The organism is Acinetobacter calcoaceticus ANC 3811, from assembly GCF_000399665.1.
Classification (GTDB): domain Bacteria; phylum Pseudomonadota; class Gammaproteobacteria; order Pseudomonadales; family Moraxellaceae; genus Acinetobacter; species Acinetobacter calcoaceticus_B.
The window spans coordinates 3,163,205-3,186,789 of sequence record NZ_KB976986.1; the positions used below are offsets into that span (position 1 = coordinate 3,163,205).

The 23,585-nt window shown below is 40.5% G+C and carries 21 protein-coding genes and 1 riboswitch; of the genes, 15 read left to right on the forward strand and 6 right to left on the reverse strand.

Annotated elements, in window-relative coordinates:
* Positions 1-140: 140 nt before the first annotated feature.
* Positions 141-1,052: an alpha/beta hydrolase gene (locus F935_RS16080; protein WP_016139850.1), complete on the reverse strand. Its 912-nt coding sequence runs from the start codon at positions 1,050-1,052 to the stop codon at positions 141-143.
* A gap of 152 nt (positions 1,053-1,204) precedes the next feature.
* On the opposite strand from F935_RS16080, the gene F935_RS16085 reads away from it, so the two are divergent.
* Positions 1,205-1,642 (forward strand): DUF2147 domain-containing protein, encoded by a 438-nt coding sequence (locus F935_RS16085; protein ID WP_016139851.1) that lies wholly within the window; start codon positions 1,205-1,207, stop codon positions 1,640-1,642.
* 37 nt (positions 1,643-1,679) lie between these two features.
* Here F935_RS16085 and F935_RS16090 read toward each other — a convergent pair whose 3' ends face one another.
* Positions 1,680-2,030, reverse strand: coding sequence for an arsenate reductase (locus tag F935_RS16090; RefSeq protein ID WP_016139852.1), 351 nt, complete (start codon positions 2,028-2,030; stop codon positions 1,680-1,682).
* Positions 2,031-2,485: 455 nt separating this feature from the next.
* Complete coding sequence (locus tag F935_RS16095; RefSeq protein ID WP_016139853.1) at positions 2,486-3,310, reverse strand: exodeoxyribonuclease III; 825 nt, start codon at positions 3,308-3,310, stop codon at positions 2,486-2,488.
* Between the two features lie 38 nt (positions 3,311-3,348).
* Here F935_RS16095 and pyrE point away from each other — a divergent pair, with 38 nt between their 5' ends.
* Positions 3,349-3,999 (forward strand): orotate phosphoribosyltransferase, encoded by a 651-nt coding sequence (gene pyrE / locus F935_RS16100; RefSeq protein WP_016139854.1) that lies wholly within the window; start codon positions 3,349-3,351, stop codon positions 3,997-3,999.
* 49 nt (positions 4,000-4,048) lie between these two features.
* On the opposite strand, the gene F935_RS16105 is transcribed toward pyrE, so the two are convergent.
* Complete coding sequence (locus F935_RS16105; protein ID WP_016139855.1) at positions 4,049-6,238, reverse strand: TonB-dependent receptor; 2,190 nt, start codon at positions 6,236-6,238, stop codon at positions 4,049-4,051.
* 228 nt (positions 6,239-6,466) lie between these two features.
* On the reverse strand, positions 6,467-6,679 hold the full coding sequence (locus F935_RS16110; RefSeq protein ID WP_016139856.1) for a DUF1737 domain-containing protein: 213 nt from the start codon (positions 6,677-6,679) through the stop codon (positions 6,467-6,469).
* A gap of 160 nt (positions 6,680-6,839) precedes the next feature.
* On the opposite strand from F935_RS16110, the gene gshB reads away from it, so the two are divergent.
* From gshB to lpxC, 8 genes are all read left to right on the forward strand, one after another.
* The gene (gshB, locus tag F935_RS16115; RefSeq protein ID WP_016139857.1) at positions 6,840-7,784 is read left to right on the forward strand and encodes a glutathione synthase; all 945 of its coding nucleotides are present in this window, start codon (positions 6,840-6,842) and stop codon (positions 7,782-7,784) included.
* A gap of 236 nt (positions 7,785-8,020) precedes the next feature.
* A complete protein-coding gene (murG, locus tag F935_RS16120) occupies positions 8,021-9,118 on the forward strand; it encodes an undecaprenyldiphospho-muramoylpentapeptide beta-N-acetylglucosaminyltransferase (RefSeq protein WP_035366367.1) in 1,098 nt (365 codons plus the stop codon).
* A gap of 11 nt (positions 9,119-9,129) precedes the next feature.
* The gene (gene murC, locus F935_RS16125) at positions 9,130-10,578 is read left to right on the forward strand and encodes a UDP-N-acetylmuramate--L-alanine ligase (RefSeq protein ID WP_003654096.1); all 1,449 of its coding nucleotides are present in this window, start codon (positions 9,130-9,132) and stop codon (positions 10,576-10,578) included.
* 36 nt (positions 10,579-10,614) lie between these two features.
* Positions 10,615-11,541 carry a D-alanine--D-alanine ligase gene (locus F935_RS16130; protein ID WP_005300616.1) on the forward strand — a complete coding sequence of 309 codons (927 nt, stop codon included), beginning with the start codon at positions 10,615-10,617 and terminating at the stop codon, positions 11,539-11,541.
* Positions 11,542-11,543: 2 nt separating this feature from the next.
* Positions 11,544-12,398, forward strand: coding sequence for a cell division protein FtsQ/DivIB (locus F935_RS16135; RefSeq protein WP_016139859.1), 855 nt, complete (start codon positions 11,544-11,546; stop codon positions 12,396-12,398).
* Positions 12,399-12,458: 60 nt separating this feature from the next.
* The gene (ftsA, locus tag F935_RS16140; protein WP_016139860.1) at positions 12,459-13,721 is read left to right on the forward strand and encodes a cell division protein FtsA; all 1,263 of its coding nucleotides are present in this window, start codon (positions 12,459-12,461) and stop codon (positions 13,719-13,721) included.
* Between the two features lie 164 nt (positions 13,722-13,885).
* The gene (gene ftsZ, locus F935_RS16145) at positions 13,886-15,061 is read left to right on the forward strand and encodes a cell division protein FtsZ (protein WP_016139861.1); all 1,176 of its coding nucleotides are present in this window, start codon (positions 13,886-13,888) and stop codon (positions 15,059-15,061) included.
* Positions 15,062-15,171: 110 nt separating this feature from the next.
* Positions 15,172-16,074, forward strand: a complete 903-nt coding sequence (lpxC, locus tag F935_RS16150; RefSeq protein ID WP_016139862.1) for a UDP-3-O-acyl-N-acetylglucosamine deacetylase — start codon at positions 15,172-15,174, stop codon at positions 16,072-16,074.
* A gap of 97 nt (positions 16,075-16,171) precedes the next feature.
* Here lpxC and F935_RS16155 read toward each other — a convergent pair whose 3' ends face one another.
* Positions 16,172-16,612, reverse strand: coding sequence for a DciA family protein (locus tag F935_RS16155; protein ID WP_016139863.1), 441 nt, complete (start codon positions 16,610-16,612; stop codon positions 16,172-16,174).
* Positions 16,613-16,719: 107 nt separating this feature from the next.
* On the opposite strand from F935_RS16155, the gene F935_RS16160 reads away from it, so the two are divergent.
* The 5 genes from F935_RS16160 to F935_RS16180 all read left to right on the forward strand — a co-directional run bounded on the left by F935_RS16160 (position 16,720) and on the right by F935_RS16180 (position 23,582).
* A complete protein-coding gene (locus F935_RS16160) occupies positions 16,720-17,412 on the forward strand; it encodes a M23 family metallopeptidase (RefSeq protein ID WP_016139864.1) in 693 nt (230 codons plus the stop codon).
* Between the two features lie 250 nt (positions 17,413-17,662).
* Positions 17,663-20,380, forward strand: coding sequence for a pyruvate dehydrogenase (acetyl-transferring), homodimeric type (aceE, locus tag F935_RS16165; protein WP_016139865.1), 2,718 nt, complete (start codon positions 17,663-17,665; stop codon positions 20,378-20,380).
* A 2-nt stretch (positions 20,381-20,382) separates the two neighbouring features.
* Entirely contained in the window at positions 20,383-22,353 is a 1,971-nt protein-coding gene (locus tag F935_RS16170) for a 2-oxo acid dehydrogenase subunit E2 (RefSeq protein WP_016139866.1), read from the forward strand.
* Positions 22,354-22,498: 145 nt separating this feature from the next.
* Positions 22,499-22,777, forward strand: coding sequence for a hypothetical protein (locus F935_RS16175; RefSeq protein WP_016139867.1), 279 nt, complete (start codon positions 22,499-22,501; stop codon positions 22,775-22,777).
* Between the two features lie 28 nt (positions 22,778-22,805).
* Positions 22,806-22,991, forward strand: a riboswitch (yybP-ykoY riboswitch).
* A 15-nt stretch (positions 22,992-23,006) separates the two neighbouring features.
* Positions 23,007-23,582 (forward strand): TMEM165/GDT1 family protein, encoded by a 576-nt coding sequence (locus F935_RS16180; protein ID WP_003654075.1) that lies wholly within the window; start codon positions 23,007-23,009, stop codon positions 23,580-23,582.
* The last annotated feature ends 3 nt before the right edge of the window (positions 23,583-23,585 follow it).

The following is a 23,585-nucleotide window of genomic DNA, read 5'->3' on the forward strand; positions in this document are numbered from 1 at the left end:
TGTTGGACCATCCTAAAATTGGATTGTTTAAATAATTTATATTTTAAACATAACATGATTTTCAATTTATACATGATCACTTTTTATAAAGTAAATGATGTGAAAAGTTTTATTCACCGTTCACATCATTCATAGATAAATTAAGTTTTATCGAGTTCGTGAGCAAATTCAGCAATATCTGCCAATGCTTGTTTAGCCTCATCAAACCATGCATTAAACATCTGGAAGTTATGCCACATGCCTGTATAAAGTTTGAATTGAACTTTAACACCAGCTTCTTCTGCTTTTTCTCTAAAACGTTTGGCGTCGTCTAATAATATTTCTTTAGAGCCCACCTGAACTAAGGTGGGTGGTAGGCCGTGCAAGTCATCAAAAATAGGTGAAACACGTGGATCATCGGCCGCGATCTGATTGCCTATATAATATTGAGTTCCTGTTTGTAGGGCTTCAATAGACAATAGGGCATCATGTTTTTTATTAAACCGAAGAGACTCGCTGGTTAGGGTTAAATCTAAAAATGGAGATAGCAAAATCAGGCCACTTGGCATGAGCTCAGGTTGTTCTTTTAAACGTAAGCAAAGTGCTAGCGCTAAATTTGCTCCGCATGAATCACCTGACAAAATAATATCTTTAGGCTGAATGCCTTGTACCACTAAAGATTGATAGATGTCATATAGAGCTTCAGTTGCATCAGGATAGGGGTGCTCAGGTGCAAGCGGATAGTCCACATGAATAACCTGCATTTGGGTGCGGGCAGCTAAATCCGTCATGAAAGCATGATGTGTTTTGACACTACCAAGAAAAAAAGCGCCGCCATGAATGTGAAAAATCAGTTGAGTGGCAGAATCTTGTGGTTTGATTTCTTCACCTTTAATGCCTGCTAACCGAATTGGGCGTACAGAAACATTTTTTTGTCGAGGGAAAGCACGACACATCTGATCTAGAACGGGACGTAAGGCGGTAGCCGGCAAATTGAGCTGACTTGGCTTGCGAATTGTTGTTTTAAGAAAAGTTTCTGTAAAGTAATATTTCCAAACATTTGATATATTCATACAGCATCCATTTTTATGCTAGTTTCTTGTTTTCTTGTAAATTTTATTTTGCAAGATTACAAGGTTACACGAAACAGTCACATTCAAAAATTGCAATATCTTTGCGACTTCTGAATACTAAAAATCTTGAAAGACCCAAGGATATTACAAAAATGAAAAAGATTGCTTTAGCTTTAGGACTCATTGGTATGGCTGCATTTGCCAATGCGGCTGATACACTCAATGGAACGGTATGGAAAACAATTGATGATCAGACCAACAAGCCAAAAGCCGTAGTTAAATTTACGGAACAGAAGGATGGAACCTTAACTGCTAGCATTCAAAACATTTTGACGCCAGGCGAAGAAAACGCTTGTACAAAATGTGAAGGTCCGTACAAAAACAAACCGCTTAAAGGTGTCACCATTGTACATAATTTGAAAAATGTGGGTGGCAATAGTTATGAAAACGGTACGATTTTAGATCCAAAATCTGGCAAAACTTACAAATTGAAAGGTGAGTTAACAGACGGCGGTAAGAAGCTTAAATTGCGTGGCTATATTGGTGTTTCTGCACTTGGTCGTAACCAAACGTGGATTCGCGCTAACTAAAAGCCCTCAAAAAAAACGAGCCATTTGGCTCGTTTTTTTATGCTTGGATATTCTGATAGGTAGATTCATCAAAACCTACAACAAAACCTTTTGAGGTTTGTAAAACAGGTCTTTTAATTAAACTTGGTTGAGCAATCAGTGCTTCAATAAGGTTATCTTCACTGCTTAAAGCACGAGTTTGTTCTTCTTCTGAAAGCTTGCGCCAAGTCGTTCCCTTTTTGTTGAGAACAGTATCTTGCCCAATTTCTTTTAACCAGATTTTTAAGGTATCTGCATCGATGCCTTGTTTTTTATAATCATGGAAATCGTAGCTAAGCGCTTTAGCCTGCAAAGCATCAAATGCTTTTTTCATTGAACTACAGTTTTTAATTCCATAAATTTTTAACATTTTATCGGACCATGTCAAAAAGAGAGATCACACAGCCTAACTCAAAATGCATGTGAGCACTACTTTATACAGATACTTTTAAAACAAATGAAAAATAATGATTAATCGAAAGAGAAGTGTCATGTTATTGTCATAAGACAAAGCGATAATGAGCTTAATAAGAAGAAATTAAAACTAAAAGAACTTAGCGCAAAAAATAAGAGACTGAAAAAGAGAAAACCCGCATTTAATCATCCTGATCATGCGGGTCTCATTTCAACGTCCAATGTCACATCCTTGCAAATAAACTTATCATAAGTTTATTTTATCTTCCTACGGCGTCCTATCCTTTTGCGTCATCCTGACTGCTTCCCTGTGCCGTGCAGCTATAATGCCGTTAAAGCTGTGTAAGAAAAATACTCAAAAACGACATATGCTGTAAGCGAAAACGACAATGCAAGTGAACACTTGTTCACTTACTCTTGAATTTTATAGTCAATAATAACAGGTGCATGGTCGCTAAACCATTGATCTTTAAAGACCCATGCATTGGTTGTGCGCGCTTTCCAGTCTGGTGAGCATGCATGATAGTCAATACGCCAACCTACATTTTTTGCACGAGCTTGACCGCGATTTGACCACCATGAATAAAGTTCTGCTTCTGCGCGAACTACACGGAAGGTATCAACATAGCCAAGTTCATCATAAATATGATCAAGCCATGCACGCTCATGTGGTAAACAACCAGATGATTTTTGGTTACCTGACCAGTTTTTAATATCAATTCGTTTATGAACAATGTTGTAGTCACCACAAATGATGACTGACTTATTTTCATCACGCCATTGTTTCAAGATTTTTGCGTATTCACCTAAAAATAAATCTTTACGTGCTTGCGCTTCTTCACCACTTGAGCCTGAAGGTAAGTATAATGACGCAATATGTACCGGATGTGACAAACCTAAATCGAATTCAGCAGAAATAAAGCGGCCTTGACTGTCAGCCAATTCAAATCCTAAACCGTCTTTAACAGAGACAAAGGGTAAGCGGCTATATATGGCAGTTCCTGCGTAGCCTGCACGCTCTGCTGGAAAGAGATGGGTATGCCATCCTTCGGGTCTAAATTTTTCAGTCCATTGTTCATGGGTAATGCGGCTTTCCTGCATGCATACGACATCGGCATCTGATTGTTCTAACCATTCAAGTAAGCCTTTCGTCACTGAAGAACGCAAGCCATTTACGTTAATGGAAACGACTCGAAGAATTTTTACATCACTTGGATACTGATCCTTTGGTATCATGCGAAAATTTAACCTCAATTGTGAATTTGGAGCACCTCATGACAACGCCTGTGTCATTTAACCCGCAAGCATTTATCGAACTCGCATTATCACGCGGTGTGCTTAAATTTGGTGAGTTTACTTTAAAATCTGGACGCGTGAGTCCTTATTTTTTTAATGCAGGCCTACTCAACGATGGTGAAGCTTTATCTCTTTTAGCACAAGGCTATGCCGATAAATTAATACAATGTGAAAATGTTGATGTGATTTTTGGGCCGGCTTATAAAGGAATTCCATTTGTAGCAGCGACTGCTGTTGCTTTGTCGCAAACACATAATAAGAGCGTGCCATGGGGCTTTAACCGTAAAGAAGCTAAAGATCATGGTGAAGGCGGTGTTTTAGTGGGTGCTGCTGTTGAAGGTAAAAAAGTCTGGATTATTGATGACGTGATTACCGCAGGTACAGCGATTCGTGAAGTTGTAACGATTTTGAAAAATGCTGGCGCAACTATTGCGGGTGTGTTGGTGGCATTAGATCGTCAGGAATGTGGGCAAGGTGAACTTTCTGCTATTCAAGAAGTTCAAAAAGAATTAGAAATTCCTGTGCACGCACTGATTACCATGAAAGATTTAATGGATTATTTAGATGCCAAAGGCGAAAAAGAAGCGCTAGCAAATATGCAAGCTTATCGCGAGAAATATGGTATCTAAAAATAAAAAGGCATACCTCTAAGTAGGGGTATGCCTTTTTATTATTTACTTAAAACTGATAATTCAAACGCAATAACACATTACGTGGTGTGCCTGGCATGCTATCTGAACGCCAATATTCTTTATTGGTTAGATTATTCACAGCAAGCGTAACATTCCACGGATCTGCACTATAGCCAATCGCCGCATCCACACGATTGAAGCCTTCCATTTTTACTTGATTATTAATATTTGGATAATAAGACCCGACATAGGTCACGCCCACTTCGGTATACCACTGCTCGGTTGGTAAATAACGAACAAATAAATTACCTGTGTTTTTAGATGTGTTGGCTAAATAGTTACCTTCTTGTTCGGGCTTTTGTTTGTCTTCTTTTACTTTCGCATCTGTGTAGCCATAACCACCTCGCACAAAGACATTATCAAGTACACGGCCAATAAAACTAAATTCCAGACCACGAGATTGATGCTGACCCGCAGTTGCCCATACCTCTGGTTCACTGTCAGGGTTTGGTTTATAGCGGATATTATTTTTACGAATATCAAAGACAGAAAATTGAGTATTTAAACGACTATCTAACCATTCGCTTTTTACCCCAACTTCGTATTGCTCGTTATATTGAGGCTCTTTATCCATTTTTGTGACATCGGTGCTTCCAGTGACTTGGTTAACACCCATTTGTCCGCCAAATGGTGCAAAGCTCTTAGAGTAAGACGTATAAAAGCTATGTTCAGGAAGCGGTTGCCATACTAAACCAACATTTGGGCTAAAGCTGCCATCTTTTACATTACGGTGTTCATTAGTTAACTTGTTGGTAGTTGAAAAATCGAAGTAATCGTAGCGGACACCCATCATGAGTTTAAGTTGGTCATTTAGACCAATTAAATCTTGAATAAAAATGCCATAAGTTGTGCCTTCATTATAGTTATGCTGTCTCATCACTAATGGACCATTGCCACGGCTATATTCACGTTCACCTGTGAATGGATTAACGTAGCCGTAAATAGAACCATTTTTAGCTTCATTTGCTAAGCGTGGCTCTCGCTGTTCATACGTCCAGTCTGTACCCATCATGATTTGGTGTTCAAGCGGACCTGTTTTGAACTTACCCTTAATATCAAAGGTATTGGTGGTGGTTTTATTGCTGGTCTGTTGCCAGTAGTAAATTTGATTGATGTAGCCTTTTTTACTGGTGCATGCTTTACCTTTTAGGTCATTTCCATCGAGGCCACAATAAGTTCCAAAGTAAAAGTGATCAAAGTTTTGTTCTGCTTGTCGGTAACTTGCTGCCCAGTGAAAGTTCCAATCAGGCGCATATTGATAATTCACATCGGTGCGGACCACTTGCAAAATATCATCAACATAGTCGCCGTTTTGGGCAAATCCCATTTTAATTGAAGTTCCCGCAGGCAAGTTTTCATATGTTGGACCACGATCAGGCACTCGACCTAATTTGTCATAGGTATATTGTGTGGTCCAAGTGAGTGTTCCATCATCATTTTTATAAGTGAAACTTGGTGAAAACATTTCAATTTTATTTTCAATGCCAGAGCGGAAGCTTCCTGACTCACCATATTCTCCAGTCAAACGTATTGCTAAATTGTCATTAATGACTTGGTTGATGTCAGCCGTTGTTCCGTAGTTGTCGTAAGAACCTGCGTACGCACCAACTGAACTTTTAGAGTCAAAATTGGCGAACTTACTCACCATATTCACAACCCCGCCACCAGCACTACGACCATATAAAACAGAAGCGGGGCCTTTTAAAATTTCAATACGTTCGATATTTGCTGTACTACGACGTACTTGTCCGCTTTCACGTATGCCATCGCGGTAAATATCACCTGTATCGGCACCAAAACCACGAATCGTGATGCCATCACCGCGCATATCGTAACTGGTTGATACCCCTGGGGTGCCTTGCAGCATAACGCTTAGATCATTTGATCCATAAATTTTATATTTCTGAACATCAATCGTATCAACGGTTTGAGGAATATCTTTTTTGTCTAAACCATTGCGTGTGACATTGGCTTTGTCATAGTCGATATAACTTTTAATTGGGTCGAGTTCACTCATGGCCTCAATTTTTATGGTGGGCATGGTGGCTGCAACTTTTGCGGCTGAATCAGTCGCTTCCTCTGCATAAGCACCTTGAATGTTCAAGATCATTAAACTGAGTAAGCTCAGAGGGAACAAACGCTTAATTTGGGGAGATGATAAAGAAATTCTTAACATAAAATAAAATCAATTAACAAAAATAAAAGTATAAATGATAATTATAATCATTTAATTGTTTAGAATAAAAGAACTATTGTCTTAAAAAATGACATATTTATTTTTTAATAACTATTTTTTAGGAATGTAATGAGTGAATTAACCAAGCTGTGTAAATTAACTCATTAGTTTTTGTTGTTAATTGAGTTTTGGGGAGGGGCTTTTATCGATAAAAACTCCCTCTTGGTATTAAGCATTATTTTTCAGAACATCTAAAATATCCATTTCTGGATTATAATTTTCATCAATTGTTTTGCAAATTGCTTGTCCAACAATGACGTGCGTGCCATTAAAGGTCATGGTTGGCGCTTCATATAATTCCCAACCATGATTCAGTGCTTTAGTCACTCGTGCACAAAAAGCAGAGTCATCAGGACCAGTTAAATAGCGATAAAGTTTCATGTTTAGCCTTTAAAAATAATGTTTTATGCTCATAGTTTAACTGAATTTACCCAAATTCCAGATCAAAAAATAACAGATAAGGTTTTACTGAAATTAAGAAAAACCAGTGAAAAATCTCAGCTATACTCATGTTAATTTAAATTTTAAGAAGAGCTTGAGCATGCGTGTACTTGTCGTCATGGATCCGATTGAAACCGTAAACCTTAAAAAGGATTCAACCATGGCAATGTTGTGGGCGGCGAGCCGTCGTGGACATGAATTAGGTTATGCATTACAACAAGATTTGTATATCGATCAAGGTAAGGCTTACGGCCTAATCTCACCATTAAAAGTTTTTGAAGATTACAATCATTACTATGAGTTAGGCGAAAAGAAAAAAGAATCTATCGCTACTTATGATGTAGTGCTTATGCGTAAAGACCCGCCGTTTGATATGAATTTTGTTTACACGACTTACGTGCTTGAACAAGCTGAGCGTGAAGGTTCATGGATTATTAATAATCCTCAATCATTGCGTGATTGCAACGAAAAACTTTTTGCAACGCAATTTCCAGAGCTACAAGTACCTACACTTGTGACATCGCAACAAAGTTTAATTCGTGAATTTATTAAAGAACATGGCGATGTCATTGTTAAGCCGCTTGATGGTATGGGCGGTATGGGGATTTTCCGTTTATACCAAGACGGTGTAAATATTGGTTCTACCTTAGAAATGCTTACAGAGCTAGGCAACCGTCCAATTATGGCTCAGCGTTATATTCCTGAAATTGTAGAAGGGGATAAGCGTATTTTAATGGTGAATGGCGAACCTATTCCTTACTGTCTAGCTCGTATTCCACAAAATGGTGAAGTGCGCGGTAACTTGGCGGCAGGCGGTTTAGGGCAAGCGCGTCCGCTTACTGAAAACGATAAACAGATTGCAGCTAAAATTGGCCCTTTCTTGCGCGAAAAAGGTTTGATTTTTGTGGGCTTAGATGTGATTGGTAATTATGTCACTGAAATTAATGTCACTAGCCCGACGTGTATTCGTGAAATTGATGCTCAATTTGGTACATCAATTGCCGATGATCTATTTGATGTATTAGAAGCTGGACGTTCATCTTAATTAGTTATTTCAGGTGGTTTTCCGCGGTATTTATGGGAAATCACCTGAAAATATATGAATTAATAAAATAACAATACTAAATACACCACAGCTTTGTAGGCATATTTTCAAAAAAGCACATCTTTCTGTTATAAACGAGTGAAATTAGCTTTTCGTTAATGAAGCTTTAGGATTAAAATAAACGGCTACAAAAATAGATGACAATTTCCATTGTTTTTAAGTTGAAGAATTAGACCGTGACCGATTCACAGCAAAGCAAACCTAAACATGTCATGATGATGGCTGCCGGTACAGGTGGACATGTTTTTCCAGCCCTCGCCGTAGCCAAAAAACTTCAACAACAAGGTTGTCAGGTTTCATGGTTAGCCACGCCAACAGGTATGGAAAACCGATTATTAAAAGATCAAAATATTCCAATATATCAAATTGATATTCAAGGTGTTCGTGGCAATGGGTTAGTCCGTAAAATTGCTGCACCTTTTAAAATTTTAAAAGCCACTTTTAGCGCAATGCGTTATATGAAACAGCTTAAAGTTGATGCAGTTGCAGGCTTTGGCGGTTATGTTGCGGGACCGGGTGGTTTGGCAGCACGTTTGTTAGGTATTCCTGTACTTATTCATGAGCAAAATGCAGTTGCTGGTTTTACCAATGTGCAGTTGTCTCGTGTTGCTAAAGTCGTGTGCGAAGCATTTCCAAATACATTTCCTGCTGGTGGAAAAGTCGTTACTACAGGAAATCCTGTACGTCATGAAATCACAGATATTTTAAGCCCAAAGTGGCGTTATGATGAGCGCGCGCAAGCAGGGCAGCCTCTAAATATTCTAATTGTTGGTGGTTCTTTAGGTGCCAAAGCACTCAACGAACGCTTACCTCCAGCATTAAAACAATTACAAGTTCCACTCAATATTTTTCACCAGTGTGGTCAGCAACAAGTTGAGGCAACTCAAGCACTTTATACGGATGCTCCAGCTAATTTAACCGTACACGTTTTGCCGTTTATTGAAGATATGGCAAAGGCTTATAGTGAGGCAGATTTAATTGTTTGCCGAGCTGGAGCACTCACGGTAACAGAAGTTGCAACTGCAGGTGTGGCCGCAGTTTTTGTACCACTTCCTATAGCAGTTGATGACCATCAAACTGCAAATGCCAAATTTCTGGCAGATTTCGGTGCTGCAAAAATTTGTCAGCAATCGACTATGACACCAGATGTTCTACATGAATTGTTCACTTCGCTGATGAACCGCCAGTTACTTACAGAAATGGCAGTGAAAGCGCGTCAACATGCCCAACCAAATGCGACTCAGCATGTGGTTGATCTTATCCAAAAAATGTAATCGGATTTACTATGTCTCCATCAACAGCTGCGAACCAAGCAAAAAAACTGATTAAAGTGCCTGAAATGCGCCGTATCAAACACATTCATTTTGTGGGGATCGGCGGTGCTGGGATGTGTGGCATTGCAGAGGTATTGGGTAACCAAGGTTATAAAATTTCCGGTTCAGACATTAAAGCATCTAAAACTACAGAACAATTAGAGCAAAATGGCATCAAGGTTTATATTGGCCATCAAGCGGAAAATATTAAAAATGCCAATGTGCTTGTAGTTTCTACAGCGATTGATCCAGAAAATCCGGAAATTAAAGCAGCGATTGAGCAACGTACTCCAATCGTACGCCGCGCAGAGATGCTAGGTGAGCTTATGCGTTACCGTCACGGTATTGCTGTAGCGGGTACACATGGTAAAACGACAACCACAAGTCTTTTAACGACTATGTTGGCTGAAGAAAACCTTGATCCAACTTATGTTATTGGTGGTTTACTTAACAGTACAGGCGTAAATGCTGCATTAGGTGAAAGCCGTTTCATCGTAGCGGAAGCTGATGAATCAGATGCATCTTTCCTTTATTTGCAACCAATGGCAGCGATTGTAACGAACATTGATGCTGACCATATGGATACCTATGAAGGTAGCTTTGATAAATTAAAAGATACGTTTGTACAGTTTCTTCATAACTTACCATTTTATGGTTTGGCTGTAGTTTGTGGTGATGACGCCAACATTCGTGAAATTATGCCGCGTGTAGGCCGTCCAGTAATTACGTATGGTTTTAACGAAGACAATGATATTCGCGCAATTGATGTTGAACAAGATGGAATGCGTTCACACTTCACTGTGTTACGTAAAGGTCGTGAGCCGCTACGTCTAACGATTAATCAACCGGGCATGCATAATATTTTGAATGCTTTGGCTGCTATTGGCGTTGCGACTGATGAAGGTGTTTCTGATGACGCAATTAGCCGTGCTTTAGCAGGCTTTAGCGGTGTTGGTCGTCGCTTCCAAGTACAAGGTGAATTTGAGCTTGCCGATGGTAACGTTAAGTTAGTTGATGACTACGGACACCATCCGAAAGAAGTAGAAGCAACCATTAAAGCCGCTCGTCAGAGCCATCCGGATCGTCGTTTGGTTATGTTATTCCAACCACACCGTTACTCTCGTACCCGCGATTGTTTCGATGACTTTATTGAAGTGCTTTCTCAAGTCGATCAATTATTATTATTGGAAGTTTATCCTGCCGGTGAAAAGCCTATTGTAGGTGCAGACAGCCGTACTCTAGCGCGTAGTATTCGTTTACGTGGACAGGTAGAACCGATTTTAGTTGATCCGGTTGAAGGTAATTTACAAAACATCATGCAAAATGTGTTACAACCAAATGACTTGTTATTAACGCAGGGTGCGGGTAACGTTGGAGCAATTTCTGTAGAACTTGCACAACACCATTTGTATGTGAAATAAACAAAAATATTGAATTATCGGGTTAAGGATTTAAACGTGTCAAATGCTACAAAATTCGGCAAAGTTGCCGTGCTATTTGGTGGGAAATCGGCTGAGCGTGCTGTGTCTTTAGATAGTGGTCAGGCAGTTTTGGACGCTTTATTGCGTTCAGGTGTTCAGGCTGAAGCATTTGATCCGCAAGACCGCAGTGTGACTGAACTTGTAAATTATGATCGTGCATTTATTGTATTGCATGGTCGTGGCGGTGAAGATGGCCAGATTCAAGGTGTGCTTGAATGGTTAAATCTGCCTTATACAGGAACAGGTGTACAAGGTTCTGCGATTGGCATGGATAAAGTCAAAACCAAGCAAATCTGGCAAGGTAGCGATTTACCTACAGCGCCATATCGCATTATTACTAAAGAAACAGATTTAGATGCGGTGATTGCTGAGTTAGGCTTACCTGTAATTATCAAACCTGTACATGAAGGCTCAAGTGTTGGCATGAGTAAGGTGGAGAAAGCAGAAGATTTTGCTGCTGCGATTGAGAAGGCGACTCAGCACGATGCTGTTGTGATGGCAGAAAAGTGGATCACAGGTCGTGAATTCACAATCTCATTCCTAAATGGTCAGCCTTTACCGGTTATTCGTTTACAACCACCAGCAGATGTTGCCTTCTATGATTACGAAGCAAAATATCAACGTAATGATGTAGAGTATGGTATTCCTTGCGGTCTAAGTGAGACGGAAGAGAAGAATCTACAAGCATTGTGCTTACGTGCTTTTCAGGCAGTTGGTGCAGAAAGCTGGGGCCGTATTGATGCAATGCAGGATGAGCAGGGTAATTTCTGGCTTTTAGAAGTAAACACTGTGCCAGGTATGACCAGCCACTCTTTAGTTCCAAAAGCTGCGAAAGCTGTTGGCTATAGTTTTGATGAATTGTGTGTTGCCATTCTTGAGCAAACATTGGAAGGTACGGCTTAAATATGGCACAACTTCCGGCTTCCATGCGCCGTAAACGTGCGGCCATCACCTCTATTCATGATAAGCCACCTACACGTAAGCAGAAGCTTGCCAATGCTGGTGGATGGGTGCTGTTGGTTATTGCTTTTGTAGTGCTGGCATTCGGAATTTATGGGCTATATAAAGTTATTACAGATGCAACAGTTGCAAAGCTAGAGGTTGTGGGGTCAACGTCTTCAGTTGAAACACAACAAGTGATGCAGCATGTTGCTCCAATTATAAAAGCGAATTATTTCACATCTGATTTAGAACAGATTCGTGACAAAACATTAGAAATTTCGTGGGTAGACCGAGTTGTCGTATCTCGTGCTTGGCCTAATGGTATTCGTGTTCGTGTGATGCCTCGACATGCTATCGCCCGTTGGGGAACAGGTCGCTTGTTAAGCGATGGAGGCGATGTATTCAGTGAAGCAGATCCGACGATTCATCCTGAGCTTCCGTTACTGCATGGTCCTGTAAGCCAGTCGAAAATGATGATGCGACGCTATAATGAAATCAATCAATTATTTCATCCAGCTAATTTGCGCCTAAAAGAGTTATATCTGACGGAGCGAATGACTTGGTTTATGCAGTTTGATACAGGTTTACGAATTATCGTTGACCAAGATCAAACAATGAATAAGTTGCAACGTTTAAGTCATCTGGCACAATCTGACTTAAAACCGGTGTGGTCGAAAATCTCAGCCATTGATTTGCGATATCGTAATGGATTATCTATTCAATGGAAGAACGCAATACCACCTAAAATTGTGAATGGTCAGTTTGTTGTAACGATTGATGACACAAGCATTGCAGGTGGAACAAAAGCAAAGCCATAATACGTGGCTTTAAAATAGGCAATTTGCCTGGTATTAAACAACAAAGAAATGGTATGAGTGATGAATGAAGCTGTTCCCTCAGTTGTTGCGATTGACATTGGGACGCATAAAGTTTCAGTTTTGATTGGAAAAATTCATGCGCCGGATAACATTCAAGTTATCGGTATGGCAACTGCTCGCAATCGTGGCATGAATAAAGGAAAAATCGTAAGCCTCGATAAAGTTATCGCTGCGATTAAAAATGCTGTCGCTGAAGCGGAAAATATGGCCGAATGTCGCATTCATAGCGCATGGGTATCGATTCCGAGTACCGAGTTGCAAAGTTTTTATGCCTCTGGCCGCACACCAGTTGCTAATCCAGCACATGTTATTACAACAAATGAAGTCGTGCGCGCGTTAGAATTGGCAAAAGCAAGTCATGTGACTTCTGATTACTATTTAGCAAGTGCAGTGCCGTTAGGCTTTGAATTGGGTGATTCTGCTGAATGGGTGCAGAATCCAATTAACATGACTGCCCATAGTATGACAGGACATTATCAGTTAATGATGATGCCGATTGCGACTATGCAAAACCTTGATCGCGCTATGAAAGGTGCAAATATCGGGGTTGAAAAAATGGTGGTATCTTGCCTGGCAACCGCTGAGGCAAGCTTGCTTAAAGATGAAAAAGAATATGGTGTTTGTCTGGTCGATATTGGCGCAGGCATTACCAATCTTGCGGTTTATCTAGATGGACGTTTGGCTCTGGCACGTACATTGCAACGCGGTGGTGAGCACGTTACGCGTGATATTGCTGCTGTATTGCAAACTACGACAGAAGAAGCTGAGCGTATTAAAATTCTATATGGTTGTGTCGATTTAAGTGCTGTTAAGCCAGATCACATGATTCAGGTAGAAGGAATTGATGGCCCTCAAACCATTAGCCGAATTGAGTTGTCAGAAATTATTATTGCTCGCTATGAAGAGATCTTTAGCCAGATTCGCGATGAACTCGAACATAGCGGCGCAATTCATGGTTTATACCATGGTGTAGTGTTGACAGGGGATGCTTGTCAAATTGAAGGTATGGTGAGTTTGGCTCGCCGTATGTTGGGGGTATCCGCACATTTGGGTAATCCGCCGTTACAGGTTTATGCTGATGATCAACATCAGGCAGCATTACGTCGTTCGATGTATGCAACAGCCGCTGGTTTGCTCATGTTTAGCCAAAGTGAGTTGCAAGAAGCTGTTGAAGAGCCTGAAGAGGCAAATGACCGTTCGGTATGGGAGCGAATGGTAAATGGCTGGAATGCATTTAATAGCAAGCTAAAAGCCATTTTTTAGGATGTATGGATTTATTGGTAGAATTGTTAGGAAGTTGTAAGAGAAAACCACTGTACTTGACAAGGTTTGTATTGCACAGCATTCTTAAAATTAGTTATTTTTGAAAATCAAGGCAGTATACGGGCTGAAGTGACTGCCATAATGTATTAGGAACCCTAAAGGTCATGGCCTCATTTGAATTTATAGAAGATGAACTAAACGATGGCAACGGTCAAGCCCGTTTCACTGTATTTGGTGTAGGTGGTGGTGGCGGTAATGCCGTTCAACATATGGTGCAGTCTGATATTCAAGGTGTTAAATTCGTTTGTGCCAATACAGACAAACAAGCACTAGACTGTATGAATGCACCTTTCAAAATTCAGTTAGGCGAGCAAAGTACACGTGGTTTAGGTGCTGGTGCTAACCCTGAAGTAGGGCAAGTTGCAGCAGAAGAAAGCCGTGAAATTATTCGTCACCACCTTGAAGGTACGGATATGGTATTCGTTACCGCTGGTATGGGTGGTGGTACGGGTACAGGCGCGGCACCTGTCGTGGCTGAAGTTGCCAAAGAAATGGGTATTTTGACCGTTGGTGTTGTAACAACCCCATTTAACTTTGAAGGCCGTCGCCGTTTAAAATCTGCTGAACGCGGTATTGAAGCGCTTGAAGCACATGTTGATTCATTGATTATTATCCCTAACCAACGCTTACTTAGCGTATATGGCGATATTTCAATGAAAGATGCTTATAAAAAAGCTGATGATGTATTGTTAAACGCTGTACGTAGTATCTTTGACCTTGTTGTAAACCGTGGTCACATTAACCTTGACTTCGCCGATTTGAAAACTGCAATGAGTACTCGTGGTTACGCAATGATGGGTGCTGGTTTGGGTCGTGGTGAAGATCGTGCACGTCAAGCTGCTGAACAGGCTATTCGTAGTCCATTGCTTGACAACGTCAATATTATTAATGCTAAAGGTGTGTTGATTAACATTACTGGCGGTGATGATATTACGTTACGCGAAACTGAAATCATTACTGATGTCGTGAACCAGATTGTTGACCTTGATGAAGGTGAAATCTTCTACGGTACGGTATTTGATCCAGATGCGCGTGATGAATTACGTGTAACAGTGATTGCAACTGGTTTAACTCGTAATGCAGCAGATGCAGAGCCGAGAAAACGTAATACAGTTAGTCATGCATCGTCTCAAGCAGCTCAATCTGTTGATGAAGATGACGTTCCTGCTATTAATAAGCGTCAAAATGCAGACAATGAAGTGAGTAGCAACGCAAGTTCTTCTCCACGCTCTTCTCCGATGAGCATTCAAGATTACTTGAAAAATCAGCAACGTAAGTAAAAAATTATTAGATTTTAAAAAAGGCAGTGTTTAAACACTGCCTTTTTTTGTTTTTGATCAATGACTAAATATGCTAACGTATAGCGGTTTTAAAAAAGAAGTTACAAAGCATGGTGAAACAACGTACTCTCAATCGTGTGGTAAAAGCGAGTGGAATAGGTCTTCATAGCGGTCAAAAAGTGATGATCAATTTCATTCCACATACCGCGGATGGAGGTATTGTATTTCGTCGTATCGATTTAGACCCGCCCGTTGAAATCCATGCAAATGCATTGCTCATTCAAGAAGCTTTTATGTGCTCTAACTTAGTGATTGGAGATATAAAAGTTGGAACAATTGAGCATGTGATGAGCGCAATTGCAGGTTTGGGAATTGATAACCTTATTGTTGAGGTATCTGCGTCCGAAGTTCCGATTATGGATGGGAGTGCTGGTCCGTTTATTTACCTATTAATGCAAGGTGGATTACGTGAGCTGGATGCACCGAAAAAATTTATAAGAATATTAAAACCAGTTGAAGCATTAATAGATGATAAAAAAGCGATTTTTAGTCCACATAATGGTTTTCAATTAAATTTTACAATTGATTTTGACCATCCTGCCTTTGCTAAAGAATATCAATCTGCGACTATCGACTTTTCTACTGAAACTTTTGTATATGAAGTCAGTGAAGCTCGTACTTTTGGTTTCATGAAAGATCTAGATTACCTTAAAGCAAATAACTTAGCCTTAGGTGCAAGTTTAGACAATGCCATTGGTGTAGATGACACAGGCGTTGTTAACGAAGAAGGCTTACGTTTCGCTGATGAATTTGTAAGACATAAGATTTTGGATGCAGTAGGTGATTTGTATTTGCTTGGTCATCAAATTATTGCCAAGTTTGATGGCTATAAATCGGGACATGCTTTAAATAATCAGTTGTTACGCAATGTTCAAAGTGATCCGAGTAATTATGAAATTGTAACATTTAATGACGAGAGTGAATGTCCAATTCCATATGTCAGTGTGACATAAGTCATTGTCTTTACTTGGCTACGTTATATTGTAACATTATAAAGTGTGATTATTATCACATAATAAGAACGACTCTAATTAAGAAATAGAAAGCTCATCATTTTTTATTGCTTGCCAAACGTAGTAAAGCTTGGCTAAGCTTAGGGTCGCTCACAAAGTCGGCTGCACTACGTAACATTTCTTGTGTTTCCGGGGGGATGGGTTTAGATGGCTCAGATGAGGGTGCTTTTGAAATGCTTTTATTTCTCAAGCGAACCTGAATTCTTTGTAAGTCTTTTAACCCTTCAAGTTGAGATAATTTAGATACATATTGGTTCTGTAAATAACTGAGTTGACTGATCATCGCCTGATTTTCACCAGTAATGATTAAAGAACCATTTTGATAACACACGACCTGCCATTGTTCCGGTTGGGGCAATAAGGGTTGGATCATTTTCGTAAGTCTTTGCCATTGCGCGACTTGCGTTGTTAGAAACGTAAGGTTTCCTGTTTTTATGTGTTTTCCGGTTTGTTGAAAAACGTTATCGGGTTTAGACATGGATCATTCTCGAATAGATTCTTGTCTTTATCTTAAGCGTTCATTTCGATTGATATCAAGGAAGAGATCATAAGGAACTTGAGTAAGAACAGTTTCAAGAGGTTTTTATGCACACGCGTCGTATTTTATTAGCGTTTTCACTTGCCGCTTCGGCAGCATCAGTTGCTTTTGCAGATTATCAAACTATTAACCAATCTACTGATTCAGATCGATTGGAACAACTATCAAAAACATTATCTCAAGGTTCATATACCCATCCTGATGATTTAGATCTTCCAGCGAGCGCTAAAGTTTCAGTGACCTTACGCCAAAAAACGGTTGAGCTCAATAACGAATCGCTCGCAAAAAAATATGGCAATTCGAGCGCAAAGAACTCTTTTAATGCCTCTTCTTCAAATGCTTACTCTTGGTTAATTTCTCATCCGCTTCCTGATACTGTACGAGTTTCTTCAAACTTTGGTGGTCGTACAATGAGCGGTCGTGCCGAACATCATGGCGGTTTAGATATGGCTGCTCCGAGTGGCACACCAATCTATGCGACCGGCCCAGGTATTGTAACTAAATCTGGCTGGGGCACTGGCTATGGTCAATATGTTGAAATTAACCATGGTAATGGTTATTTAACACGCTATGCTCATGCTTCACGTTTAATGGTTCGCGTAGGTGACCAAGTGTCGGCAGGTGAACATATTGCGAATGTAGGTTGTACAGGTCGCTGTACTGGTCCACATTTGCACTATGAAGTAGTAAAAGATGGTCAACGTAAGAATCCAACAACTTACTTGGCGATGCTTCCTTAAAAGCATAGTTAAAAAGGGTTAGGTTATTAAATTTATGAATCTGAAATTAACCTAAACCTTTTTTAACGTAAACATTGTATAAAAAAACGCCATTATTGGCGTTTTTTTGTTATTTTGTTTAATGCTCGGTCAATGACTATTCATTCAGAAAATAATAGGCCCCCCTCACATTCACCCGTGGCAATAACTAGAGAGGGGTAAAACGTGGTAAAAATACAAAGTAGATTAAAGAACAAGGAACAGGTGAATTATGGCGTTTTACGGTGACTCCGATGCACAAGAAACCCAAGAGTGGCAAGATGCATTCGATTCAGTTTTACAACATATGGGAACTGAGCGCGCGGCATTCTTATTGGAAAAACTTTACCAACAAGCAATTGCTAAGCATGTTCCCATTCAACGTCTCAATACACCTTACTTAAATACAATTTCTGTTGAAGAACAACCTGCAATGCCAGGCGACCAAGATATGGAACGCCGTATTCGTGCATTGATTCGTTGGAATGCCTTAGCAATGGTACTCCGTGCGAATAAAACAGGTGATGATTTAGGTGGACACTTGGCGAGCTTCGCATCAAGTGCAACATTATATGACGTAGGTTTTAACCATTTCTTCCGCGCAAACAGCGATAACTTTGGCGGAGATATGATTTATTACCAAGGACATTGTGCTCCTGGTATTTATGCTCGTTCATTCCTTGAAGGGCGTTTGACTGAAGAACAGTTAAGTAATTTCCGCCGTGAAGTTGGCGGTAACGGTTTACCAAGCTATCCACATCCATATTTAATGCCGGACTATTGGCAATTCCCAACTGTATCAATGGGTCTTGGTCCAATCATGTCGATTTATCAAGCGCACATTCAAAAATATTTGATGAATCGTGGCTTGATCAAAGAAGAAAATCGTAAAGTCTGGGCTTATCTTGGCGATGGCGAGATGGATGAGCCAGAAAGTACTGGTGCAATTTCACTTGCTGGTCGTGAAAAACTTGATAACTTGATCTGGGTTGTTAACTGTAACTTACAGCGTCTAGATGGCCCTGTACGTGGTAACGGTAAAATCATTCAAGAATTAGAATCTTTATTCCGTGGTGCGGGCTGGCGTGTCATTAAAGTGGTATGGGGTCGTCATTGGGATCCGCTACTTGCGAAAGACAGCACAGGCGCTTTAAAAGCGGTAATGGGAGAAACAGTTGATGGCGAATACCAGCGCTATCAAGTGAAAGGTGGTGCATATACACGCGAGAAATTCTTTGGTAAGTACCCAGAAGCTGCGGAACTTGTAAAAGATTTAAGCGATGAAGACATCGATAATCTTAACCGTGGTGGTCATGACCCGTACAAAGTTTTTGCTGCCTATGCAGAAGCAATGACAGCCAAAGGTCAACCAACAGTTATTCTTGCGAAAACTGTTAAAGGTTATGGTTTGTCTGAAGAAATTGAAGCGGTGAATAAGACTCACCAAATCAAGAAAATGCAGATCGATTCTTTAAAATATGTACGTGACCGTTTTAACCTGCCATTTACAGATGATCAATTAGAAGAGCTTCCATTTTATCGCCCAAGTGAAAACTCTCCAGAAATGAAGTACATGAAAGCGCGTCGTGAAGCATTAGGTGGTTATCTACCTGCACGTCGTAAAGAGAGTGAAATTTTAGCGATTCCTAAATTATCTGCATTTGATGCAGTATTAAACGGTTCAGGTGGTAAAGAGCAATCTACCACTATGGTGATGGTTCGTTTAATTGCAGCTTTACTTAAAGAAAAAGCAATTAAAGACCGTGTAGTACCAATCGTTCCAGATGAAGCGCGTACTTTTGGTCTAGAAGGTATGTTCCGTCAGCTTGGTATTTATGCTGCTCACGGTCAAAAATATACCCCAGAAGACCAAGAACAGTTAATGCATTACCGTGAAGCAAGTGATGGTCACATGCTTCAAGAAGGGATTAACGAAGCTGGTGCGATGAGCGCATGGGCTGCGTTGGCAACAAGTTATTCAACGAATAACTTGCCAATGATTCCAATGTACATGTACTACTCAATGTTTGGTTTCCAACGTATTGGTGACATTGCGTGGGCTGCGGGTGACGCACAAGCTCAAGGTTTCTTGTTAGGTGCAACTGCTGGTCGTACCACATTGAACGGTGAAGGTTTACAGCACCAAGATGGTCATTCACATATCTTGGCGAACACGATTCCTAACTGTGTATCTTATGACCCATGTTTTGGTTATGAGTTAGCTGTAATCGTTCATGACGGTTTACAACGTATGTATGTGAACCAAGAGCGTGTGTTCTATTACCTCACTGTAATGAACGAAAACTACGAGCATCCTGCAATGCCTGAAGGCGCTGAGGAAGGCATTAAACGTGGTATGTACTTGTTCGAAAAAGATGAAAAAGCAACTGTCCAATTGATGGGTTCAGGTGTAATTCTTCGTGAAGTGATCAAAGCTGCAAAAATCTTACGTGATGAATACCAAATCCATTCGAACGTTTGGAGTGTAACAAGCTTCAATGAGTTGTCGCGTGATGGTATGGCATGTGAAGAATACAACCGCTTACACCCACTTACTGAAGAAGTGAAAGAATCTTGGGTATCTAAACAATTACGCGGTACAGAAGGTATTGTTGTTTCAGCAACAGACCATATGCGTGCGTATAGCGAACAAATCCGTGCTTATCTTCCAGATGGTCGCCCATTTGTTGCGTTGGGTACAGATGGTTATGGTCGCTCAGATACACGTGCTAACTTGCGTAGTTTCTTTGGTGTTGATGCTGCACATATCGTCGTTGCTACTTTGAAAAAATTAGCTGACGAAGGTGAAGTAGATGCACGTTTAGTTAAAGATGCAATTTCTAACTTTGAGTTAGATACTGACCGTCCAGTGGCATGGGCTCCGCAAGCACATCCAGAAGTTCAGGCAGTTGCTGAATACCATGAAGTGCAAACAGGTGAGGGGAACTAAGCATGCAAATTAAGACCCCTGATATTGGCGTAGATAAAGCAATTGTTGCTGAAATTTTGGTAAAAGTTGGTGACAGCATTGCTGAAAATGACAGCCTTGTTTTGCTTGAATCGGATAAAGCGTCTGTTGAAGTGCCTAGCACTTCAGCAGGTGTCGTAAAAAGTATCTTAATCAAAGAAGGCGATAGCGTAACTGAAGGTACGGTATTGTTTGAACTTGAAGCTGAAGGTAATGCACCTGTAGCTCAAGCAGAAGAAGTTGCAAAACCTGCACCAGCAGCTGAACAAACAGCAGCGGTACAGCAGGCTTCAACTGCTGCACAACCAGCAGCGGCAACTACTAGCCAAGTGGTTGAAGTTCAAGTTCCTGACATTGGTGTTGAAAAAGCACTCGTTGGTGAAATTTTAGTAAAAGTTGGTGAGCAAATCGATGTTGAGCAAAGCATCGTTATAGTTGAATCTGACAAAGCAACTGTAGAAGTACCAAGCAGTGTTGCTGGTACTGTAGAAAGCATTCAAGTTAAAGAAGGCGATACAGTTAAAGAAGGTGTTGTGCTCATTAAAGTGAAAACAACATCTGCAGCAAGTGCGCCAGTTGAAGCTCCTGCTTCTACAGCAGCTCCAGCGGCAGCATCTGCACCAGTTCAACAAGAAACTGTAGCTGCGACTGCTACTCAATCTGGACCAGTTGATATTAACGTTCCAGATTTAGGCGTAGACAAAGCAGTTGTTGCTGAAATTTTGGTACAAGTTGGCGATAAAGTTGATGTAGACCAAAGCCTTGTTGTGGTTGAGTCAGATAAAGCGACTGTTGAAGTTCCAAGTACTGTTGCGGGCGTTGTGAAAGCAATTCACTTGCAAGCAGGCCAACAGGTTTCACAAGGTATATTGCTTGCAACAATTGAAGCGGAAGGCCAAGCACCAGCTGCTGCACCAGCGGCAAAAGCAGAAGTAGCTCCAGCTCCGGCAGCAGCACCTAAAGCGGCAGCTCCTGCTCCGACTCAGGCTGTATCTGCTCCAACATCTGGTAGTGATAAGTTAACCAAAGAGCAAGAAGCCGAAAACGCTAAAGTATATGCAGGTCCTGCTGTACGTAAGCTTGCTCGTGAACTTGGTGTGATTTTGTCACAAGTTAAAACTTCTGGTGAGCATGGCCGTGTTGTTAAAGAAGATATCTTTGCTTATGTGAAGACTCGTTTAACTGCACCACAAGCTGCACCAGTTGCTGCGGCTGCACCAGCGGTTTCGGGTTTGCCAAAGCTTCCTGACTTCACTGCATTTGGTGGTGTGGAAGAAAAAGTACTGACGCGTTTGCAGCAAGTATCTATTCCGCAATTGTCGTTGAATAACTTTATTCCGCAAGTCACCCAGTTTGATTCGGCTGACATTACTGAGTTAGAAGATTGGCGTAATGAGCTGAAAGGCAACTTCAAAAAAGAAGGTATCAGCCTGACGATTATGGCATTCATTATCAAAGCGGTTGCGCATTTGTTGAAAGAAGAGCGTGAGTTTGCAGGTCATCTATCTGATGACGGTAAATCAGTGCTCTTGCGCAATGAAATCCATATGGGAATTGCGGTAGCAACACCTGATGGTTTAACTGTGCCAGTACTTCGTAACCCAGACCAAAAATCAATTAAGCAAATTGCAGTTGAATTGGGTGTGTTAGGTCAAAAAGCACGTGATAAGAAATTAACACCGAAAGACTTACAAGGTGCGAACTTCACGATTACAAGCTTAGGTTCGATTGGTGGTACATCATTTACACCACTTGTGAACTGGCCACAAGTTGCGATTTTGGGTATTTCACCTGCAACGATGCAACCGGTTTGGAATGGTAAAGACTTTGATCCACGCTTAATGTTGCCGTTGTCGATGTCTTATGACCACCGTGTAATTAATGGTGCAGATGCCGCTCGCTTTACCAATAAACTTACGAAACTTCTTAAAGATATTCGTACTTTATTAATCTAATATTTTGAAATGAATCATTAAAACCTCGCTTCGGCGGGGTTTTATTTTGGTCTTTAATTTAATTGATTTTAGGTTAATCTACAGATAAAGAGGGAGTGATCGAGAGAGGAAAAAATTCTCGTTTTAGACAAAGGAGAAATAATAAATGGTAGGTTTTTTAAAAATCATGTTGCCGATTCTGTTGGTTGTATTTTTATTGATGGGATTATGGGTCAGTCTTTTGCACTTTCCTTGGGAGTGGATGACCTACGTTGCAATGGGTTTGGAAGTATTTGTGGCAACGCTTATTTTGCCATTCGAATTTCAATCACAACATATAGCTGGCGTTAATAATTTTGGTTTTATTAACTTAAGTATCTGTTTAGCTTTAGTATTGGGCTTGGGGCGGCTGTTAGTGTGGGCATGGATAAAATTTTTTGTTTGAAAAATAGAACTGCTCGAATATAATGAGCACATACTTCATTGGGGAGTAGCCGCTATTCATTTCTGAATGAATAGGTGATGATCAACATAATTGTTCAACAGAACATGGTCATCATAGCTTAAACGTCTCATCGTTTCCGAGTTGGCAAGACCTTTGATTTACCACTCTGCAGATATTTGGCTAGCAGGAGGGGTAGGTCATGGGCATTTATGCTAGCCAGAGAAACGACATGCAAGAATTTCTGATTTCTACCTCGATTGTTGCCCTAGCTGAAATGGGCGATAAAACTCAATTGTTGGCCCTTTTACTGTCTGCACGTTTCCGTAAGCCAATCCCTATTCTCATTGCGATTCTTTTAGCTACTTTAATTAACCATGGTATCTCTGCTGTACTTGGGCAGTGGATTACGACCGTTTTGAGTCCCGAAATTTTAGTTTGGGTACTTGCGGGTGGTTTTATTGGTATGGCGTTCTGGATGCTTATTCCCGATAAGCTAGATGATGAAACTGATAGCATTAACAGATGGCAAAAATTTGGTGTTTTTGGTGCAACCTTTATCCTGTTTTTCTTAGCAGAAATTGGTGATAAAACTCAGATTGCGACAGTTGCTTTAGCTGCACGTTATGACAGCATTTTCTGGGTAATGTTAGGTACAACCTTAGGGATGATGATTGCCAATGCACCAGCTGTATTTATTGGTAATAAATTAGCTGAACGTTTATCTATCTCTCTCATTCATAAAATTGGCGCTGCTATTTTCTTAATTGTCGGTGTCTCTACTTTAGTGCAGCATTATTTCTTCTAAAAC

Excerpts from the sequence above, each read along its gene's own strand:
- F935_RS16080 (WP_016139850.1), bottom strand. The coding sequence starts at position 1,052 with ATGAATATATCAAATGTTTGGAAATATTACTTTACAGAAACTTTTCTT.
- F935_RS16085 (WP_016139851.1), top strand. The coding sequence starts at position 1,205 with ATGAAAAAGATTGCTTTAGCTTTAGGACTCATTGGTATGGCTGCATTT.
- F935_RS16090 (WP_016139852.1), bottom strand. The coding sequence starts at position 2,030 with ATGTTAAAAATTTATGGAATTAAAAACTGTAGTTCAATGAAAAAAGCA.
- F935_RS16095 (WP_016139853.1), bottom strand. The coding sequence starts at position 3,310 with ATGATACCAAAGGATCAGTATCCAAGTGATGTAAAAATTCTTCGAGTC.
- pyrE (WP_016139854.1), top strand. The coding sequence starts at position 3,349 with ATGACAACGCCTGTGTCATTTAACCCGCAAGCATTTATCGAACTCGCA.
- F935_RS16105 (WP_016139855.1), bottom strand. The coding sequence starts at position 6,238 with ATGTTAAGAATTTCTTTATCATCTCCCCAAATTAAGCGTTTGTTCCCT.
- F935_RS16110 (WP_016139856.1), bottom strand. The coding sequence starts at position 6,679 with ATGAAACTTTATCGCTATTTAACTGGTCCTGATGACTCTGCTTTTTGT.
- gshB (WP_016139857.1), top strand. The coding sequence starts at position 6,840 with ATGCGTGTACTTGTCGTCATGGATCCGATTGAAACCGTAAACCTTAAA.
- murC (WP_003654096.1), top strand. The coding sequence starts at position 9,130 with ATGTCTCCATCAACAGCTGCGAACCAAGCAAAAAAACTGATTAAAGTG.
- F935_RS16135 (WP_016139859.1), top strand. The coding sequence starts at position 11,544 with ATGGCACAACTTCCGGCTTCCATGCGCCGTAAACGTGCGGCCATCACC.
- ftsA (WP_016139860.1), top strand. The coding sequence starts at position 12,459 with ATGAATGAAGCTGTTCCCTCAGTTGTTGCGATTGACATTGGGACGCAT.
- ftsZ (WP_016139861.1), top strand. The coding sequence starts at position 13,886 with ATGGCCTCATTTGAATTTATAGAAGATGAACTAAACGATGGCAACGGT.
- lpxC (WP_016139862.1), top strand. The coding sequence starts at position 15,172 with ATGGTGAAACAACGTACTCTCAATCGTGTGGTAAAAGCGAGTGGAATA.
- F935_RS16155 (WP_016139863.1), bottom strand. The coding sequence starts at position 16,612 with ATGTCTAAACCCGATAACGTTTTTCAACAAACCGGAAAACACATAAAA.
- F935_RS16160 (WP_016139864.1), top strand. The coding sequence starts at position 16,720 with ATGCACACGCGTCGTATTTTATTAGCGTTTTCACTTGCCGCTTCGGCA.
- aceE (WP_016139865.1), top strand. The coding sequence starts at position 17,663 with ATGGCGTTTTACGGTGACTCCGATGCACAAGAAACCCAAGAGTGGCAA.
- F935_RS16170 (WP_016139866.1), top strand. The coding sequence starts at position 20,383 with ATGCAAATTAAGACCCCTGATATTGGCGTAGATAAAGCAATTGTTGCT.
- F935_RS16175 (WP_016139867.1), top strand. The coding sequence starts at position 22,499 with ATGGTAGGTTTTTTAAAAATCATGTTGCCGATTCTGTTGGTTGTATTT.
- F935_RS16180 (WP_003654075.1), top strand. The coding sequence starts at position 23,007 with ATGCAAGAATTTCTGATTTCTACCTCGATTGTTGCCCTAGCTGAAATG.